This is a genomic window from Mesorhizobium sp. BR115XR7A, assembly GCF_020165315.1.
Classification (GTDB): domain Bacteria; phylum Pseudomonadota; class Alphaproteobacteria; order Rhizobiales; family Rhizobiaceae; genus Mesorhizobium; species Mesorhizobium australicum.
This window is the reverse complement of record NZ_JAIUHW010000010.1, coordinates 229,400-248,222: the sequence shown is the minus strand read 5'-3', so window position 1 is coordinate 248,222 and position 18,823 is coordinate 229,400. Positions and strand designations below refer to the sequence as shown.

16 protein-coding genes are annotated in these 18,823 nt (G+C 64.0%); 12 read left to right on the top strand and 4 right to left on the bottom strand.

From position 1 onward, the window contains the following. Positions 1-228: 228 nt before the first annotated feature. The 9 genes from LB557_RS22205 to LB557_RS22165 all read left to right on the top strand — a co-directional run bounded on the left by LB557_RS22205 (position 229) and on the right by LB557_RS22165 (position 12,426). Positions 229-1,155 (top strand): D-alanine--D-alanine ligase, encoded by a 927-nt coding sequence (locus LB557_RS22205; protein WP_015317213.1) that lies wholly within the window; start codon positions 229-231, stop codon positions 1,153-1,155. Next, positions 1,143-2,084, top strand: a complete 942-nt coding sequence (locus tag LB557_RS22200) for a cell division protein FtsQ/DivIB (RefSeq protein WP_140873342.1) — start codon at positions 1,143-1,145, stop codon at positions 2,082-2,084. The genes LB557_RS22205 and LB557_RS22200 overlap by 13 nt, the downstream gene beginning before the upstream one ends. Beyond that, on the top strand, positions 2,081-3,388 hold the full coding sequence (gene ftsA, locus LB557_RS22195) for a cell division protein FtsA (RefSeq protein WP_015317215.1): 1,308 nt from the start codon (positions 2,081-2,083) through the stop codon (positions 3,386-3,388). The genes LB557_RS22200 and ftsA overlap by 4 nt, the downstream gene beginning before the upstream one ends. 66 nt (positions 3,389-3,454) lie before the next feature. Next, entirely contained in the window at positions 3,455-5,140 is a 1,686-nt protein-coding gene (gene ftsZ / locus LB557_RS22190; protein ID WP_140615637.1) for a cell division protein FtsZ, read from the top strand. A gap of 280 nt (positions 5,141-5,420) precedes the next feature. Further along, positions 5,421-6,371: a UDP-3-O-acyl-N-acetylglucosamine deacetylase gene (gene lpxC, locus LB557_RS22185; protein ID WP_140714587.1), complete on the top strand. Its 951-nt coding sequence runs from the start codon at positions 5,421-5,423 to the stop codon at positions 6,369-6,371. 263 nt (positions 6,372-6,634) lie between these two features. Further along, complete coding sequence (locus LB557_RS22180) at positions 6,635-7,504, top strand: outer membrane protein assembly factor BamD (RefSeq protein ID WP_015317218.1); 870 nt, start codon at positions 6,635-6,637, stop codon at positions 7,502-7,504. 184 nt (positions 7,505-7,688) lie between these two features. Continuing rightward, the gene (recN, locus tag LB557_RS22175; RefSeq protein ID WP_140714589.1) at positions 7,689-9,362 is read left to right on the top strand and encodes a DNA repair protein RecN; all 1,674 of its coding nucleotides are present in this window, start codon (positions 7,689-7,691) and stop codon (positions 9,360-9,362) included. A gap of 170 nt (positions 9,363-9,532) precedes the next feature. Next, positions 9,533-11,737, top strand: coding sequence for an NAD-dependent DNA ligase LigA (ligA, locus tag LB557_RS22170; RefSeq protein ID WP_224643434.1), 2,205 nt, complete (start codon positions 9,533-9,535; stop codon positions 11,735-11,737). Further along, positions 11,734-12,426: a DUF2461 domain-containing protein gene (locus tag LB557_RS22165; RefSeq protein ID WP_224643435.1), complete on the top strand. Its 693-nt coding sequence runs from the start codon at positions 11,734-11,736 to the stop codon at positions 12,424-12,426. Before ligA ends, LB557_RS22165 begins: the two co-directional genes overlap by 4 nt. 26 nt (positions 12,427-12,452) lie before the next feature. Here LB557_RS22165 and LB557_RS22160 read toward each other — a convergent pair whose 3' ends face one another. Next, complete coding sequence (locus tag LB557_RS22160; protein ID WP_140615645.1) at positions 12,453-13,211, bottom strand: SDR family NAD(P)-dependent oxidoreductase; 759 nt, start codon at positions 13,209-13,211, stop codon at positions 12,453-12,455. Between the two features lie 161 nt (positions 13,212-13,372). Between LB557_RS22160 and LB557_RS22155 the strand changes: the two genes are divergently transcribed. Continuing rightward, complete coding sequence (locus tag LB557_RS22155; RefSeq protein WP_140726132.1) at positions 13,373-14,101, top strand: AzlC family ABC transporter permease; 729 nt, start codon at positions 13,373-13,375, stop codon at positions 14,099-14,101. Continuing rightward, positions 14,098-14,394, top strand: a complete 297-nt coding sequence (locus tag LB557_RS22150; RefSeq protein ID WP_023769676.1) for an AzlD family protein — start codon at positions 14,098-14,100, stop codon at positions 14,392-14,394. Before LB557_RS22155 ends, LB557_RS22150 begins: the two co-directional genes overlap by 4 nt. A 135-nt stretch (positions 14,395-14,529) precedes the next feature. On the opposite strand, the gene LB557_RS22145 is transcribed toward LB557_RS22150, so the two are convergent. The 3 genes from LB557_RS22145 to LB557_RS22135 form a co-directional block, all read right to left on the bottom strand. Then, positions 14,530-16,374, bottom strand: a complete 1,845-nt coding sequence (locus tag LB557_RS22145; protein ID WP_224643436.1) for an aminopeptidase P family protein — start codon at positions 16,372-16,374, stop codon at positions 14,530-14,532. A gap of 216 nt (positions 16,375-16,590) precedes the next feature. Further along, entirely contained in the window at positions 16,591-17,463 is an 873-nt protein-coding gene (locus LB557_RS22140) for a 50S ribosomal protein L11 methyltransferase (protein WP_224643437.1), read from the bottom strand. 11 nt (positions 17,464-17,474) lie between these two features. Next, positions 17,475-18,053 carry an SCO family protein gene (locus tag LB557_RS22135; protein ID WP_140714597.1) on the bottom strand — a complete coding sequence of 193 codons (579 nt, stop codon included), beginning with the start codon at positions 18,051-18,053 and terminating at the stop codon, positions 17,475-17,477. Between the two features lie 255 nt (positions 18,054-18,308). On the opposite strand from LB557_RS22135, the gene LB557_RS22130 reads away from it, so the two are divergent. Further along, positions 18,309-18,803 carry a CreA family protein gene (locus tag LB557_RS22130; protein WP_263496805.1) on the top strand — a complete coding sequence of 165 codons (495 nt, stop codon included), beginning with the start codon at positions 18,309-18,311 and terminating at the stop codon, positions 18,801-18,803. Positions 18,804-18,823 lie beyond the last annotated feature (20 nt).

Sequence of the window (18,823 nt, the reverse complement as noted above, 5' to 3'; positions counted from 1 at the left end):
CAGCGACACGGTTTTCGCATCCATTTTCTCAGAAAGTGAATCTCTCGGAATCATAAGTGCTTGCCAGTGAATCAACTCTCTGATTCTCTGCCCTGAAGCGTTTCCTGATTTGAGTCGTTCGACGCGTTTTCAGCGTTTTCCGTCTGGGGGGCAACCTGCCGGGAGACTCAGACTCAATGTTGCGGAAATCTTGTGTTTTTGGTCCGCGGTGAGAGGGGATGACGGGGAATGAAAAGCAAGCATGTGGCCGTATTGCTGGGAGGTTTCTCGTCCGAGCGGCCCGTGTCTCTGTCTTCCGGAAAGGCCTGTGCCGATGCGCTGGAGCAGGAGGGTTACCAGGTCACCCGCGTCGATGTCGGGCGCGATGTCGGCTCGGTGCTTGCCGAGCTCAAGCCTGACGTCGCCTTCAATGCGCTGCATGGGCCTTTTGGTGAGGACGGTACCATCCAGGGCATCCTCGAATATCTCGGCATTCCCTACAGCCATTCCGGCGTGCTCGCCTCGGCGCTTGCCATGAACAAGGAGCAGGCGAAGAAGATCGTCAAATCGGTCGGCGTCCCCGTTGCCGAATCGAAGGTCTCCAATCGGTTCTCCATCCAGAACAAGCATCCGATGAAGCCGCCCTATGTGGTCAAGCCGGTCAGCGAGGGGTCGAGCTTTGGCGTCGTCATCGTGTCGGAGGGGCAGTCGCACCCGCCGCAGGTGATCGGGTCGTCCGAATGGAAATATGGCGATACCGTCATGGTCGAGCGCTACATCCATGGGCGCGAGCTGACCTGCGCCGTCATGGGCGATGTGGCGCTTGGCGTCTGCGAGATCATCCCGACGGGCCATTCCTTCTACGACTATGATTCAAAATATGTCGCGGGCGGATCAAAACACGAATGCCCCGCAAAAGTTTCACCGAATATTTACCAAAAAATACAGACACTGGCGCTCAAGGCTCACCAAGCTGTCGGCTGTCGGGGCGTTTCCCGGTCGGACTTCCGTTATGACGATCGTCACTCCGAAAATGGCGAGGTTGTATGGCTCGAGGTCAACACTCAGCCGGGCATGACGCCGACGTCTCTGGTGCCTGAAATTGCCGCCCATGCCGGGCATTCGTTTGGTGAATTGTTGAGTTGGATGGTGGAGGACGCTTCGTGTCTGCGTTGAAATGGGGACAGGGTAAGGTGAGGGGCGCGGCCGGGCCGTCGCTGTTCGGCCTGCCATTGTCGTTGGACCATTTCGTTCTGCCGCGCGTGCTTCGCCGCCCGGTACGCATCCTGACGCGCCTGGGCGATGGCGAATTCCAGGCACCGCGCTTCTCCGCCGCGATCATGTCGTCGGTGCTGCTGGCCTCGAGTGGCGCCTATGGCGCCTACCTCGGCGGTCACGCCGACGGCATCATTCAAAGCATCACCGCCCGCACCGGCTTCGCGGTCGACCAGGTCAAGGTGGTCGGCAACCGTCAGACTTCGGAGATCGACATTCTCGACAGGCTGGAACTCGATGGCTGGACGTCGCTGATCGGCTTCGACGCCGAGGCCGCGCGGGAGCGTATCGCCACCTTGCCCTGGATCCAGGTTGCCGCGGTGCGCAAGGTCTATCCGCACACGCTGGAAGTGCGCGTCGAGGAGCGTGCGGCTTTCGCGCTCTGGCAGCAGGGCAACGACCTTTCCGTCATCGAGAAGGATGGCGCCGTCATCGCGCCGTTCTCGGGCGGCAAGCAGGTGCTCCTGCCGCTGTTGATCGGCACCGGCGCGCCCGCCAAGGCGCCCGATTTCCTGGCCAGGATCGAACACTATCCCGACCTCGCCGGCCGCATCAAAGGCTATGTCCGTGTTGGCGAACGGCGCTGGGACCTGAAGCTGGACAACGGCATCACCATCAAGTTGCCCGAGGATGACGAGGACCAGGCGCTCGCCGAACTCGTCAAGATGGACCATGACAAGGGGCTGTTGTCGCGCGACATCGCCGCCGTCGACATGCGCCTGACAGACCGGCTGGTCGTGGAGCTGACGCCGCAGGCGGCGACGCAGCGCGAAGCCGCGCTCAACGAGAAGCCGAAAACCCTCAAGCGCAAGCCGGAGACGAAGATATGAGCTGGCTTGGCGGTTCTGGCGATGCCTCGTCGCGCCGGTCGGGCACCCTGACGGTGCTGGATGTCGGCTCGAACAAGGTCTGCTGCATGGTGGCCAAGCTGAAGCCGAACGATGACGGCAAGCTCCTGCGCGGCCGCTCGCATCGCATCCAGGTCATCGGCATCGGCCACCAGAAATCGCAAGGCGTGAAGTCCGGCGTCATCGTCGATCTCGACCGAGCCGAGCATGCCATTCGCCTCTCCGTCGACGCCGCCGAACGCATGGCCGGGCTGACGGTCGATTCGCTGATCGTCAACATGACCGCCGGCCGGCTGAAGAGCGAAAGCTTCTCGGCGACCATCAATCTTGGCGGCCACGAGGCCGACGAAGCCGACATCAAGCGCGTGCTCGGCGCCGGTGCCAAGCAGGCGCTGAAGGCCGAGCGCGAGGTGGTCCATTCGCTGCCCGTCGGCTTCTCGCTCGATGCCGAGCGTGGCGTGCGCGATCCGCGTGGCATGGTGGGCGACACGCTTGGCGTCGACATGCATGTGCTGACGGGCGATGCGGCGCCGATGCGCAATCTGGAGCTCTCCATCAACCGCTCGCATTTGTCGGTCGAGCGCATGGTGGCGACGCCCTATGCCAGCGGGCTGGCGGCACTGGTCGACGACGAGCTGGAACTCGGAGCCGCCTGCATCGACATGGGCGGCGGCACGACGACGATCTCGGTGTTTTCGGAAGGCAAGTTCGTCCATGGCGACGCCATCGCCATCGGCGGTAACCATGTGACGCTCGACATGGCCAAGGGACTTTCGACCTCGCTCGACGCCGCCGAACGGCTGAAGGTGATGCACGGCTCGGCGCTGCCGGGCAGCGCCGACGACCGCGACCTGGTCTCGATCCAGCCGATCGGCGACGATGGCGACGTGCCGCTGCAGATCCCGCGTTCGGTGATGACGCGCATCGTGCGCGCCCGCATCGACGAGACGCTCGAACTCCTGCGCGACCGGTTGAACAAGTCCGGCTACGGCAATGCGGTCGGCAAGCGGGTCGTGCTCACCGGCGGCGCCAGCCAGCTGGCCGGCCTGCCGGAAGCGGCGCGCCGCATCCTGGGGCGCAATGTACGCATCGGTCGCCCGCTCGGCGTGGCGGGCCTGCCCGAAGCGGCGAAAGGCCCGGCTTTCTCGGCCGCGGTCGGGCTTCTGATCTATCCGCAGATGGCGAGCTTCGAGAGCCATCCGGCGAAAGGCATTTCCGGTCTCAGAATGACCGGAACGGGTGGAAAACTGCATCGCATGAGTCAGTGGTTGAGAGACAGTTTCTAATTGACGGGGACAGCCCCATAGGCGGCCGCGGCGGCGAAGCGGCGTGAAAGGCAAAGGACGGAGACAATGACTATCAATCTGCAGAAGCCGGACATCACCGAGCTTAAGCCGCGCATCACCGTGTTCGGTGTGGGCGGCGGCGGCGGCAATGCCGTGAACAACATGATCACCGCCGGACTGCGCGGTGTCGAGTTCGTCGTGGCCAACACCGACGCGCAGGCGCTGACCATGTCGAAGGCCTCTCGGCTGATCCAGCTTGGCGCGCATGTCACCGAGGGGCTCGGTGCCGGATCGCAGCCGGAAGTCGGCCGCGCGGCGGCGGAAGAGTGCATCGACGAGATTCTCGACCATCTCACCAACACCCATATGTGCTTCGTCACCGCCGGCATGGGCGGCGGCACCGGTACGGGTGCTGCTCCGGTTGTTGCCCGCGCAGCGCGCGAGAAGGGCATTCTCACTGTCGGCGTCGTCACCAAGCCGTTCCACTTCGAAGGCCAGCGCCGCATGAAGACGGCCGACTTCGGCATCGAGGAGCTGCAGAAATGCGTCGACACCTTGATCGTCATCCCCAACCAGAACCTGTTCCGGCTGGCCAATGACAAGACCACCTTCGCCGACGCCTTCGCGATGGCGGACCAGGTGCTCTACTCCGGTGTGGCCTGCATCACCGACCTGATGGTCAAGGAAGGCCTGATCAACCTCGACTTCGCCGACGTGCGTTCGGTGATGCGCGAGATGGGCAAGGCGATGATGGGCACCGGCGAGGCTTCGGGCGAGGGCCGCGCGATGGCGGCGGCGGAAGCCGCGATCGCCAACCCGCTGCTCGACGAGACCTCGATGAAGGGCGCCAAGGGCCTGCTGATCTCGATCACCGGCGGCCGCGACCTGACCCTGTTCGAAGTCGACGAAGCGGCGACCCGCATCCGCGAGGAAGTCGACCAGGATGCCAACATCATCCTGGGCGCCACGTTCGACGAGGAACTCGAAGGCGTCATCCGCGTCTCGGTGGTAGCCACCGGCATCGACAAGTCGGCGGCTGAAATCGCCGCGGCGCCGATCTCGATCCGGACCTCCCCGCCGAAGCAGGCTGCCCGGCCGGCCGTCGCCCCTGTGGAAAGCCGCCCGACGCCGGTCCAGCAGACGGTGTATGAGCCGCGCGCCGCCGATCCGGTCGCCGAAGCCATCCAGTTGGCCGAAGCCAATGCCGCGGCCATGGCGCAGGCTCGTCCGGCTCCTGTCGCCCATGCGGACGATTTCCGCCCGCAGAGCAAGATCTTCCAGGCGCCGCCCGCACAACCGCAGCCTATGGTGCAGCCGGTCGTCCAGCAGATGATGCAGCCGGCTCCGCAGCCACGCGAAATGCTGCGTGAAGTCCAGCAGCCGGTGGCGATGGCGCCGCAGCGCATGCCGCGCGTCGAGGACTTTCCGCCGGTCGTCAAGGCCGAGGTCGACGCCAAGAGCCGCCCGGCCGACCACGAGAACAGCGGCCCGATGGGCCTCCTGAAGCGCCTGACCAATGGCCTGACCCGCCGCGAGGAGGAGCCCGCACGGCTGCAGCCGGCGCAGCCGCGCGAGCCCAAGCTGCGCCAGGCGGCACCGGAAGTGCGCCGCCTCGCCAGCCAGGACGCCCAGCTTTACGCGCCGCGGCGCGGCCAGTTGGACGATCAGGGCCGCCTGACGCCGCAGACCAGGGCGACTCAGGACGACGATCAGCTGGAGATTCCGGCGTTCCTGCGCCGCCAGGCCAACTGAGCGGTTAACGGACTGTAACAATTGTTAACAGGCAGGCAAGAAATTGCTTGCCTGTTAACGTTTAAAATACCGCATAATCAACGGGTTATGACATCGTACATGTTCCAGTTCGCGGTTACAAAGAGTAAGAAACCGTGATTTGGAGTCTCCTTGCCGGGACATTATCTTCGCTGCCTACCATAGTCGGTTTGCCGGGATTTCGGGGGAAGTCGCCCTGCCTGCCGATTTAACAAGAGCCGCGCCCTCGGGCTGGAGAAGCGGACCTAGGCATTACGGGCTCATGGGGATTGTCTTGCACGACCACCAGACGACAGTGAAGACGCGCGCGTCGCTTACAGGCACCGGCGTTCACAGCGGCAAAGAAGTTTCCATCAGTTTCCTGCCCGCGGATGCCGATACCGGCATCGTGTTCGCGCTCCTCAATGGAGACGGGCAGGGCCGTGAGTTCCGCGCCCTGTTTTCCGAGATCGGCGCCACCGACCTTTGCACCATGCTTGGCGATCCGTCGGGCGAGCACATCGCCACGGTCGAGCACATCATGGCCGCCCTGTTCGGGCTCGGCATCGACAATGTCATCATCGAGATCGACGGCCACGAGGTTCCAATCCTCGACGGCAGCGCCATGGCGTTCGTCGAAGCCATAGACCAGGCCGGCATCGAGACGCTGGCCGTCAAGCGGCGCTATATCAGGGTGGTCAAGCCGGTCCGCATCGAGAACGGCGCCTCCTGGGCGGAGTTCAGGCCCTATGACGGCACCCGTTTCGAGGTCGAGATCGATTTCGAAAGCCCGGCGATCGGCCGTCAGCTCTTCGCATCGGACATCAACGCCGATATTTTCCGCCGCGACATCGCGCGGGCCCGCACCTTCGGCTTCATGAAGGACGTCGAGCGGCTGTGGGCCGCCGGCTATGCTCTGGGATCCTCGCTGGAAAATTCCCTAGTGATCGGTGACGACAACCGCGTCATCAATATGGGCGGGCTGCGCTATCCCAACGAGTTCGTGCGCCACAAGACGCTCGACGCCATGGGCGACCTGGCGCTGGCCGGCGCGCGCTTCATCGGTTGTTTCCGCTCCTATCGCGGCGGCCATCGGCTGAACGCCGCCGCACTGCGGCGCCTGCTGTCGGACCGCACCGCCTTCGAGATCGTCGAGACGACACGCCGCGAGCGTGGTCGCGCCGCCGAGATGAACGCCGTCAATGCGCCTCTCTATGCGCCCTGGATGATCTGATATTCTTAATCTTTTTCGGATTTCCATGGCGGTATGGGTGTTGCATGAATGCATCATCCATCGGCGAAATTGCGTAGATTTTCACGCCACGGTCCGCCGCCACAAAAATGCGCGATTGGCTGGACATAGCGTTGCCGGGCAAGGCGGTTATGGTTTATGGCTGCTGCCGTCGATTAGTGCATGTCGCTCAAAGGTGGGGACCAGTTTTGGGACAACTGCATGCAACGAGCATTAAAATAACGCCGAAAGGGCGCAATCCAATCATGTTCTTCAAGCGAGTCGGTCAATCGAAAGCGCCGCAGCGGTCTGTTTTCCTGGCGCTTTCGGTGGTTGTTCCATCGCTCTTTCTGGCGGCTTGCATGTCGTCGGAAAAAGACATCGACCTGTCGACCTATGTCGACCAGACCGAACCGGCCGACGTTCTCTACAATCAGGGCCTGGCCAATCTGAACGCCGGCCGCCTGGACGAGGCAAGCAAGAAATTCGACGCGGTCGACCGCCAGCACCCCTATTCGGAATGGGCCCGCAAATCGATGGTGATGGGCGCGTTCGCCGACTATCGAAAGGGCAGCTACGACGATGCGATCCAGTCGGCGAAGCGGTACCTGGCGCTCTATCCGTCCACGGATGACGCGGCCTATGCCCAGTATATCATTGGTCTGAGCTACTATCGCCAGATCAAGGATGTGACGCAGGACCAGAAGGAAGCACGCCAGACCCTGCAGACGATGCAGGACCTGGTGACGCGCTGGCCGACGTCGGAATATGTCGACGATGCCAAGGAAAAGATCCGCTTCGCCAACGACCAGCTCGCGGGCAAGGAAATGCAGATCGGCCGCTATTATCTGGAGCGCCGCGAGTACATCGCCGCCGTCAAACGCTTCCGCACCGTGGTCGAAAACTATTCCAACACCCGCCATGTCGAGGAAGCGCTCGCGCGCCTTACCGAAAGCTATTACGCGTTGGGCTTGACCTCGGAGGCCCAGACGGCGGCCGCGGTGCTCGGTACCAACTATCCCGACAGTTCGTGGTACAAGGATTCCTACAAGCTGCTGCAGAGCAACGGGCTGGCGCCGCGTGAAAATGCCGGGTCGTGGATATCCAAGGCCGGGAAGCTGATCACCGGCGCCTGACCACGGAGCCTCCGAGCGAAGCGCGCAGCGCGCTTTTTCGGATTGATCCGAAGCTCAAACAAAAAGATAGTGCGGCGCTGCGACTCCAACTGTCGGGTGCCGCTTTATCCTTTTGTTTTTCGTGCCTGTCGTTATCCCGAAACCGGGTCCACTTTTGGGCGGCATGCAATAGGTCCGGTTTCTCATGCTTTCCAGACTGTCGATCCGCGATATCGTCCTGATCGAAAAGCTGGACATCGACTTCCAGCCGGGCCTTTCCGTGCTGACCGGCGAAACCGGCGCCGGCAAGTCCATCCTGCTCGATGCCCTGTCGCTGGCGCTCGGCGCGCGCGGCGATGCCTCGCTGGTGCGCCACGGCGCGTCCCAGGGCCAGGTCATTGCCGTGTTCGATGTTCCGCGCAACCATCCGGTGCGCGCGCTGCTCGCCGAAAACGCCATCGAGGATGATGGCGACGTCATCCTGCGGCGCGTGCAGACGGCGGACGGCCGGACCCGTGTGTTCGTCAACGACCAGCCTTCCTCCGTGACGCTGATGCGCGATGTCGGCCGCGCGCTGGTCGAGATCCACGGCCAGCATGACGAGCGCGCCTTGGTCGATCCCGGCGCGCATCGCGATGTGCTCGATGCTTTCGGCGGCCATCTCGGCGCCGTCCGCTCGACCGGCGAGGCATGGCGGCACTGGCGCGCCGCCCAGCAGGAACTGACGCGCCATCGCGCCAAGGTGGAAGCCGCCGCGCGCGAAGCCGACTATCTGCGCGCCGCGGTTGCCGAACTGACCAAGCTCGATCCGCAGCCCGGCGAAGAAACCGAACTTGCCGAGCTGCGTGCCCACATGATGCGCGCCGAGAAGATCGCTTCCGAAATTCACGACGCGCAGGATGTGCTGTCGGGCCCGTCCTCGCCCTTGCCGCAACTGGCCAGCCTGCTGAGACGGCTGCAGCGCAAGGCGACGGAGGCGCCCGGCCTGCTCGAGGACGTGGTGAAGTCGCTGGACGAAGCCATGCTGTCTCTCGACGCGGCGCAGTCGGGCGTCGAGGCCGCGCTTCGTGCCACGGAGTATGATCCGCAGCGGCTGGAGAAAGCCGAGGAACGTCTGTTTTCGCTGCGCGCGGCGTCACGCAAGCACAGCGTCGCCGTCGACGACCTGGCGCAGCTGCGCGACACGATGGTTGCCGATCTCGCCGATCTCGACGCCGGCGAAGAACGCCTGCACGGCTTGGAAAAGCAGGCGGCCGCCGCGCGCGAAGCCTATGACATCGCCGCCGCACAGCTGTCCTCGCTTCGCCATGCCGCGGCGGTCGGTCTGACCAAGGCGGTGATGGCCGAACTGCCGGCGCTGAAGCTCGAACGCGCGGCCTTTATCGTCGAGATGAAGAGCGAGGCCGAGGCGCGCATGGAAGAGGGCATCGACCAGATCGAGTTCTGGGTGCGCACCAATCCTGGCACGCGGCCCGGGCCGATGATGAAGGTTGCCTCCGGCGGCGAGCTTTCGCGCTTTCTCCTGGCGTTAAAGGTGGCGCTGGCCGACCGTGGCTCGGCGCCGACATTGGTTTTCGACGAAATCGACACCGGGGTGGGCGGCGCTGTCGCCGACGCCATCGGCCAGCGGCTGGCGCGGCTGTCGAAGCGCGTCCAGGTGCTTTCCGTCACCCATGCGCCGCAAGTGGCGGCGCGCGCGGCAACACATTTCCTGATCTCCAAATCGGGCAGCACCGACCGTGTCGCGACCGGAATTGCCGAGATGGACAGGACGGCGCGGCAGGAGGAGATCGCCCGCATGCTGGCTGGCGCCACGATCACCGACGAGGCGCGCGCCGCCGCCGAGCGGCTGCTGCGCGAGAATACAAACGCGGCATGAGACGATCCGGCGTCATGAGACGATCAGGCGTCATGAAACGATCAGGCATCATGGGGCGAGTCAGGATATGGCTCCATCCTGCTGTTCAGGAATGATCCTTTCCGAAAACCGGTTCCCACCTTTCAAGATCATGCTCTATTGTGGCGCGCCACCGTTCAGGGACAAAAAGCATGGCCGAAAAACCTGTCGATTCGCTCAGCGAAAGCGAGGCTGAAGCCGAACTCCAGCGCCTTGCCGAGGAGATCGCCGGTCATGACCGGCGCTACCATGCCGAGGACGCGCCCACGATCACGGACGCCGAGTATGACGCGCTGCGGCGGCGCAATCTTGCCATCGAGGAGCGCTTTCCCGGGCTGGTGCGTGAGGATTCGCCCTCGCTCAGGGTGGGTGCCGCCCCGGCGGAAGGCTTCACCAAGGTGCGCCATGCCGTGCCGATGCTCAGCCTCGCCAAGGCCTATACCGACGCCGACGTCACCGATTTCATCGAGCGCGGCCGGCGCTTCTTCGACCGCGACAAGGACCTCGACATTGCCTTCACCGCCGAACCGAAGATCGACGGGCTGTCGGCTTCGCTGCGTTACGAAAAGGGCGTGTTCGTGCAAGGCGCGACGCGCGGCGACGGCGCTGTCGGCGAGGACATCACCGCCAACCTCAGGACCATCGCCGACATTCCCGCCAAGCTGAAGGGTTCAGGCTGGCCCGAGACCATCGAGATCCGCGGCGAGGTCTATATGACCTATGCCGAATTCGAGGCGCTCAAGGCGCGCTCGGCGGCTGTGGGGGGCCAGGATTACGTCAATCCGCGCAACACGGCGGCCGGGTCGCTGCGCCAGAAGGATCCATCCGTCACCGCCAGCCGCAACCTCAAATTCTTTGCCTACGCGTGGGGTTACACGACGGCGGATCCGGCACCAACGCAGTATGAAGCGGTGCAGAGATTCGCCGATTGGGGCTTCAAGATCAGCCCGCTGATGGTGCGGGCGAAATCGGTCGAGGAACTGGTCGCGCATTATCACCTGATCGAGGAGCAACGCTCGTCGCTCGGCTATGACATAGACGGGGTCGTCTACAAGGTCGACCAGCTGGAGCTGCAGCGCCGCTGGGGTTTCGTCACCGGTGAGCCGCGCTGGGCCGTCGCGCACAAATTCCCGGCCGAACAGGCGATGACGACCGTGCAGAGGATCGACATCCAGGTCGGCCGAACCGGCACGCTGGCGCCGGTCGCGCGGCTTGCGCCGGTGACGGTCGGCGGCGTGGTGGTGGAGAACGTCACGCTGCACAATGAAGATTATATCAAGGGCCTGGACAGCACCGGCCAGCCGATCCGCGACGGCATCGACGTGCGCATCGGCGACACGGTGGTGATCCAGCGGGCAGGCGATGTCATCCCGCAGATCGTCAGCGTCGTCATCGACAAGCGTCCGCCCGATGCCGTGCCGTACGAATTCCCGCACTCTTGCCCGATCTGCGGCTCGCCGGCGACGCGCGAGATCAACGAGAAGACCGGCAAGGAGGATTCGCGCCGCCGCTGCACGGGCGAACTGATCTGCCCGGCGCAGGCCGTGGAGGGGCTGCGCCACTTCGTGTCGCGCGGCGCCCTGGATATCGAAGGCCTGGGCGCGGAGAACATCGACACGTTTTTCAATGCGGGTTTGATCAAGACAGCCGCCGACATCTTCACGCTCAGGGAGCGCCGCCCCGCCGTGACCAAGGCGCTGGCCGAGCGGCGCGAGGAGCAGGCCAGGCAACGCGAGGCCGCATCCGGCAAGACCCGCAAGAATGTGCGCAGCGTCAAGGACCGCAATTACGAAGGCCTCGACAAATTGTTCGCGGCCATCGATTCGCGCCGCGAGCCGGAGCTCGACCGCTTCATCTTCGCGCTCGGCATCCGCCATATAGGCGAGACGACGGCCGCCGTGCTTGCGCGAACATTCTCGACCATCGAGGAGCTGATCCGGGTCGGCAAGGAGACGGCGGCGGCGGAGGATCCGCATTCGGTCTTCCCGTCGATCAACGGCATTGGCGATACGGTGATCGATGCGCTGCGCGATTTCTTCGGCAACGAGCGCAATGACGAGGTGCTCGAGAAGTTGCTGCAACAGGTCAAGCCGAAGCCCTATATCGTCACCGTCTCGGCCGACAGCGAAGTCGCCGGCAAGACGATTGTCTTTACCGGTTCGCTGGAAAAGATGACCCGTTCCGAAGCCAAGGCGATGGCCGAACGTCTCGGCGCCAAGGTGGCCGGTTCGGTTTCGGCGAAGACCGATCTTTTGGTGGCGGGACCGGGTGCGGGCTCAAAGCTCAAGCTTGCCAGCGAACTCGGCGTCGAGGTCATAGACGAGGACACCTGGCTGCAGCGGGTCGGCAAGTCGTGACGGGCGGAACGTTCAAAGGTTTTGGTCCGAAAGCCATTCCGTTCTTCAAGGCGCTGGATTTCCACCAGAGCCGCGAATGGTTTGCGGAAAACCGCGCGCTTTTCGACAGCGATCTGCATGGGCCGATCGGCGATCTGGTCGAGGTCCTTACGGAGCGTTTCGCAACGGCGGGGCTTGGTCTGCGCGGCGACCGCAAGAAATCGCTGTTCCGCATCAATCGCGACGTCCGCTTTGCCAAGGACAAACGTCCCTACAACAGGCATGTTTCGGCCATTCTGTCACCAGACGGCAGCAAGACAGGCCTGGGCGTCTTCTACGTGCATATCGGGCTCGAGCGCTGCTTTGCCGACGTGGCCTGGTGGAACCCTGAGCCGCCGCTCTTGCTGGCGATGCGCAGGGCGATCACCGATCGGCCCGGCGAATTCCGCAAGCTGCTTTCAACGTTGAAGAAAAACGGCCTTGAATTCGAAACCGAAGGCCGCATGAAGCGGGCGCCGCGCGGTTTTGAGCAGATCGCGGACGCCGATCTCGCGGAGGCCGTGCGCAACCGGCATTTCGTCGTCCAGCGTGTCATCGATCCGACCGAAATTCACGCGCCGGCGCTGGTCGACGAGCTTGTCGAGTTTACATTACGCGCCAAGCCGCTGCTCGACTGGGGCAGGGCGATCCAGGGCAAGGTGACCGGTTAGTTTTCCGATCCGTTGGACAGGGCGGGCTACATCCGCATCAGGAGACCCCCATCGACGGCCAGCTCTATTCCGGTGATGTAGCTTGCCGCGTCGGAAAGCAGGAAGAGCGCGGCGTTGGCCATGTCCTGCGGCGTGCCGATGCGGCCGAGCGGTGTGTAGTCGGCGACGGCGGCGCGCTTCTCCTCGGTGTCCCAACGCGCCTGCAGCGGCGTCAGCGCCATGCCCGGGCAGATGGCGTTGGAGCGGATGCGCTCGCCGGCCAACTGCATGGCGAGCGACTTCGACAGCGCGCAGACGCCGGCCTTCGACGCCTGGTAGGCATCCTGTGGCTTCGGATCGCCGCGATACCACTGGATGGTCGAGAAATGCACCATGGCGCCGCCACGCCCGCCTGCGCGCATTTGCGGAACAACCGCGCGCGCCGTGTGCACGAAGGATTTCAGGTTGATGTTGAAGACCTGGTCCCAGACGTCGAGGTCCATCTCGAGAGCCGACTTGTCGCGGCCGAACCAGAGCACGCCTGCGACATTGGCGAGATAGTCGATACCGCCGCGTTCGCGGCCCGCAGCGCCGATGGTCCGTTCAACAAAGCCGGCGTCGGTGAGGTCGCCCTGGGCGAAGGTCAGCCGGTCGTCATAGGCGGCGAGCGCTGTCGGGCGTGGCTTGACGTCGATGGCGGTGACCGACGCGCCGGCATCGAGCAACGCCAGCGTGATCGCCTCGCCCATGCCGCCACCGGCCCCGGTGACGACTGCGTGCCTGCCGGTGAAATCATAAGCAATCATTAGAATCCCCCTCGTGTGTTTCTGCCAAATGCCTGCCGGGCGACAATAGGATATCGCGTGAATCCTAACAGGGATCATTTCCGCTGATCGTTTGGCTCAAGCGAATTCGTGTGACAAGCCGGGCAGTGCTTCCTACATCAGCCCTCTGATCGGGGAGAGACATGTCGGCGCAAGCAATTTCCGAGAACGGCGCGAAAAGCGATTTCTGGCAAGGCGTACGGCTCTCCATGCCGGTCGTGGTGGCGGCGGCGCCGTTCGGGCTGCTGTTCGGCGCGATCGCCGTCGACAACGGCTTTTCCGTTTTCGAAGCCTTCCTGATGAGCGCGCTGATCTTCGGCGGCGCCAGCCAGATGGTCGGCATAGAACTGTTCGGCCAGCATGTCGCGCCGTGGCTGATCGTGCTGTCGATCTTCGCCGTCAATTTCCGCCACGTGCTCTATTCCGCCGGCATTGGCCGGCGCATCGCGCACTGGTCCGGGGTGCAGCAGGCGCTCGGTTTCTTCATCCTCACCGATCCGCAATTCGCCGTCGCCGAGGCCAGGGCCCAGTCGGGCCAGACCGTCGGCTTTGCCTGGTATCTGGGACTTGGGCTGCCGGTCTATGTATTCTGGACCATCGAAAGCGCGCTCGGCGCGCTGTTTGGAAAGCTCATTCCCGATCCCCATGCCCTGGGCATCGATTTCCTGCTGCCGATCTATTTCCTTGGCCTCGTGATGGGCTTCCGCAAGCGGCCGCTGTGGCTGCCGGTGGTCGTCGCCAGTGCCTGCGCCTCGATCATCGCCTACAAGACAGTGGGTTCGCCCTGGCACGTTTCGATCGGCGCCATCGCCGGTGTGTTGCTCGCCGTCGTCCTGCCGCCGCATCACAGCGGTGTGGAGACAAGGCCATGAGCACGACCTTCTGGATCATCATCGCCGGCGCCATCGCCACCTATCTCACCCGTATTGGCGGGCATCTGGTCATCTCGCGTTTCGATCACATCCATCCGCGGGTCGAGGCCGGGCTCAACGCCGTGCCTGCGGCGGTGCTGACGACGCTGGTGGCGCCGGCGGCGCTCGGCGCAGGCCCGGCGGAGTGGGCAGCGCTGGTCGTCTCCGCGCTGGTGGCGCTGCGTGGCGGGCTGATGGCGATGTTTCTGGCGGGCGCGGCGGTGTTGATCGTAGCGCGGCAGTTCGTCGGGTAGGGCGTATCGATATCCAGGTGATTCCGGCCCGCAGACGGCTGATAGCTGCGCTTCGGTGCTCCAATCCGGTTCTCCGTATCAACCGTTTTCGAACCGGTCTGGCCTGAACCTCGAGCCCTTCAGCGCTTCAGAAAATCAAATCTTCGCATCGTGCGGCAGCGGTGCCGTTGCCTTTTCGAGCCAGGCCAGCGTTTCGCCGTCGAGCATCGGACCGATCTCGGCCAGCACGCGGGCGTGGTAAGAGTCGAGCCAGTGCAATTCGTCTCGCGTCAGCAGATCCGATCGCACCAGCCTGACGTCGATCGGGGCCAGCGTCAGCGTCTCGAAACCGTGCATGGCGATGTCGCCGCCCTCGATCTGTTCGGCCGGCGTCACCAGGATGAGGTTCTCGATGCGGATGCCGTAGGCGCCTTCCTTGTAGTAGCCGGGCTCGTTCGACAGCATCATGCCTTCGAGCAGCTTTTCGGTGCCGGTGCGGGCGATGCGCTGCGGACCCTCATGGACGGCCAGGTATGAGCCGACACCGTGGCCGGTGCCATGGGCGAAGTCGCAGCCATGCCTCCACAGCGCCATGCGGGCGACGGCGTCGATCTCCGAGCCGCGCGTGCCGGCGGGGAAGCGCAGCGTGGAAATGCCGATCATGCCTTTCAGCACCAGCGTGAAGCGCTCGCGCATCTCTTCGGTCGGCTGGCCGATCGGCACGGTGCGGGTGATGTCTGTCGTGCCGTCCTGGTATTGGGCGCCGGAATCGAGCAGGAACAGCTCACCGGCCTGAAGCTTGCGGCTGGTGGCGCGCGAGACGCGGTAATGCATGATGGCGCCGTTCGGGCCGGCGCCCGAAATGGTGTCGAAAGAGACGTCGCGCAGCGGCATCTGCGTTTCCTCGCCGGTCTGCCGGCGGGTTTCTTCGAGCCTGGTGACAACCGCGATTTCGTCGAGTGAGCCGGGTTTCTGGCGCTCCAGCCAGCACAACAGCTTGGCCACCGCCGCGCCGTCGCGGCGATGCGCGGCGCGCGAGCCGTTGATCTCGGCCTGGTTCTTGGTGGCGCGCGGAATGCGGGCAGGGTCGGGCGCGGCAATCACCGTGCCGCCATTGTCCTCGACCAGCATGCGCAGCCGGTCGGCGGCCAGCACCGGATCGAGCGCGATTTTCGCGCCGCTTTTCGCAAGTGCGGCGATCGCCGCTTCGAATTCGCCGGGCTCATGCGGATCGGCGAGCTGGGTGAGGTAGGCCGCCACCTGGCGCGAGAACTTGCGCCGATCGATGAAAAGCTGGTGCGACCCGTCGGCGGCGAGTATGGCGAAGCCGAGCGCCAGCGGCGTGTGCGGCACGTCACCGCCACGGATGTTGAAGGCCCAGGCGATGGATGATGGGTCGGTCAGCACCGCATGGGTGGCGCCGTCCTTGCCGATCGCCGTCGCCAGCCGCGCCAGCTTGTCCTTGGCGAGTTCGCCGGCAAAGCCGATCGGATGAAGCTCGATCGGGGTCACGGGTGCGGCGGGCTGATCCTTCCAGATGATGTCGATCGGGTTCCTGTCGAGCGGCACCAGCACCGCGCCGGTCTTGTCGGCGGAGGCCTGCAGCGCCTTGACCTCGCCGATGGTGTGCAGCCAGGGATCGAAGCCCAGCCGCGCCCCCTTGCCGATGTTGTCCTTGAGCCAGACGGCGGGCGGATTGTCGACCAGGCTTTCGATCGAAAAGATGCCGAGATCGACCTCATTGCGCACCTGCAGCGTGTAGCGCCCGTCGACAAAGACGAAGGCACGGTCGCGCAGCACGATGGCGACGCCGGCCGAGCCGCTGAAGCCGGTCAGCCATTTCAGCCGTGCCGACCGGTCGGCGACGTATTCGCCCTGGTGCTCGTCAGCGCGCGGAACGATGAAGCCATCGAGGCCATTGGCGCCCAGCCACTGGCGCAGCAGCGCCACGCGCGGCTTGCCGACCGCCGGATCGCCCGCGGAATCGAAGCTCTGGAACATGATGGGCCTCCTTGGTATCCGCTCGACCGTAATCTATGGGCCTGGAAAGCGGAATCGATTTTCCGGCTGGTGCAAATTGCTACAGCGTCCGCCGGGTGACAACCAAATGAGGCTGGTCCAGCCATGGATAAAGGGGCGGCGGCGGCATTCTCTTGCCGACACGCATCGAAGTCCAGCAACCGGGACCGTTGAGGGCCGGCCACCGCCTTGCCGGCCTCAACGCTTGAGATGGATCGTCACCCAGCCTTCGCGGTGCAAGGTACTGACGTGGCGGAAATTCTGGCCGACATAGGCCGAGATCACAGCGTCGCGCTGGCGGTCGAGAATGCCTGACAGCACGATCGAGCCGCCAAGCGTGACATGCCCTGCCATTTGCGGTGCCAGCCGCATCAGCGGCCGCGCCAATATGTTGGCGACGATGAGGTCGAAGGGCGCGCGCCTGGCAAAGATCGGGTGGTGAAAGCCAGGCGCGGTCACCGTCTCGATCAGGCCTTTGACGTGATTCAGACGCGCATTGGCGGCGGCAACCTTGACCGCGACCGGATCGATGTCGGTGGCCAGCACCGGAATATGCGCCAGCTTGGCAACGGCGATCGCCAGCACCGCGCTGCCGGTACCGAGGTCGAGCGCGTTGCGCGGGTGCTCGCGCCGCACGACTTTCTCCAGCATTTCGAGGCAGCCCGCAGTGGTGCCATGATGGCCGGTGCCGAAGGCAAGGCCCGCCTCGATCTCGATGGCGAGTTCGCCGCTGTGGCGCTTCCTGCTGTCATGCGCGCCGTGGACGAAGAAACGGCCGGCGCGCACCGGCTTCAACCCTTCCAGGGACCGTGCCACCCAGTCGATGTCGGGCAGCGCTTCGCGCTGGACCGGTCTCGACAAAGCGAGGCCGGCGAGAACATCCTTCAGCCGCGCCTCGACCGCTTCGACGTCGCCATCGGCGTAGAGCGAGACCTCGTGGATGTCGGCCTCTTCATCGACCTCCAGCACGGCGATCGGCAGGCCCTCATCCTCGAAGGCCGTTTCGAGCGCCGCGAAGATGCGCTCGGCCTCGATCTTTCCGGTGGTGAAATGGAGCCGCGTCTGGGTCATGTGAATTCTTGTCAGCCCTTCGCGGCGAGGCGCTTCAGCTTCTCCACGGCGGTGCTGGCATTCTCGCCATAGGCGATCGTGCCCGCGAAGTCGCCCTTGGCGTTGAGCAGCAGGACCGAGGCGGTGTGGTCCATGGTGTAGTCGCCGTCGCCGGTATCGACCTTCTTCCAATAGATGCCGAACGCCTTGGCCATGGCATGGACCTTGTCCGGATCGCCGGTAATGCCGGTGATGCGGTCGGAGAAATTGCTGACATAGGCGTTCATCACCGGCGGCGTATCGCGCTCCGGATCGACCGATACGAAATAGGCATGCAGGTTCTTGCCGTCGTCGCCGAGCGTCTTCAGCCAGCCGGAGAGTTCGAACAGCGTGGTCGGGCAAACTTCGGGGCAGTGGGTGAAGCCGAAAAAGACGACGCTGGGCTGGCCCCGGAAAGCGGCTTCGGTGATCGGTGCGCCTTTCTGGTCGACCAGGGTAAAGGGCGCGCCGAACGGTTCGCCGCCATAGTGACCGCGATACCAGTCGAAAGTCAGCCAGCCGATGCCGGCCGCCATCAGAATGAGAATGCCGACCAGGATAGAACGCATCATCAAAAAAGTCCGTCCGTAATGTCACGGCGCGCCGGCCAGAACCATGCACCCGTTGTAGGCCACAGTCTTAGCGGTTCGACGGGGTACACGCAAAGATGCCGCGTTGACGCAACCGGCTATGGCGGATGCCTGCGGTTTGATCCGACCTTCCGGCTTGCAATGTGTCAGCCTTGGCCCCACCTGAGACCCCGGCAACCCGAACCGCAGGAGGATTCTTTGCCGGGATTGACTGGGCCAGAATTTATCGGACGAGGCTTGATTGGGCAAAAACTGATCGGCGGTGCCTTGGCCGCGTGTGTCGTGCTTGCCGCCGGTAGCGCCATTGCCGAGGAAGTCGGCAAGGTCGGCGTCGACTGGATCGGCAACGACATCATCGTCGAGGCGATCAAGGATCCGAAAGTGGAGGGCGTGACCTGCCACGTTTCCTATTTCGATCGCAGTGTTATCGACCGCTTGCACAAGGGCAACTGGTTCGAGGATCCCAGCGATTCCTCGATCTCCTGCCGTCAGACCGGTCCGATCACCATCGGGGATATTGATATGAGCGAAGGCGGCGAGGAGGTTTTCAAACAAGGCATCAGCCTGATCTGGAAGAAGCAGGTGGTGAACCGCATCTACGACAAGGCCAACGAGACCTTGATCTATCTGTCGCATTCGCGCCAAGTCCAGAACGGCTCGGCCAAGATGTCGGTTACGACGGTGCCGCTCTATGGCCAGAACGTGGTGTGGAGCAACGGCAAGCCGAAATAGGCGGGTCGAACTCTACCCTG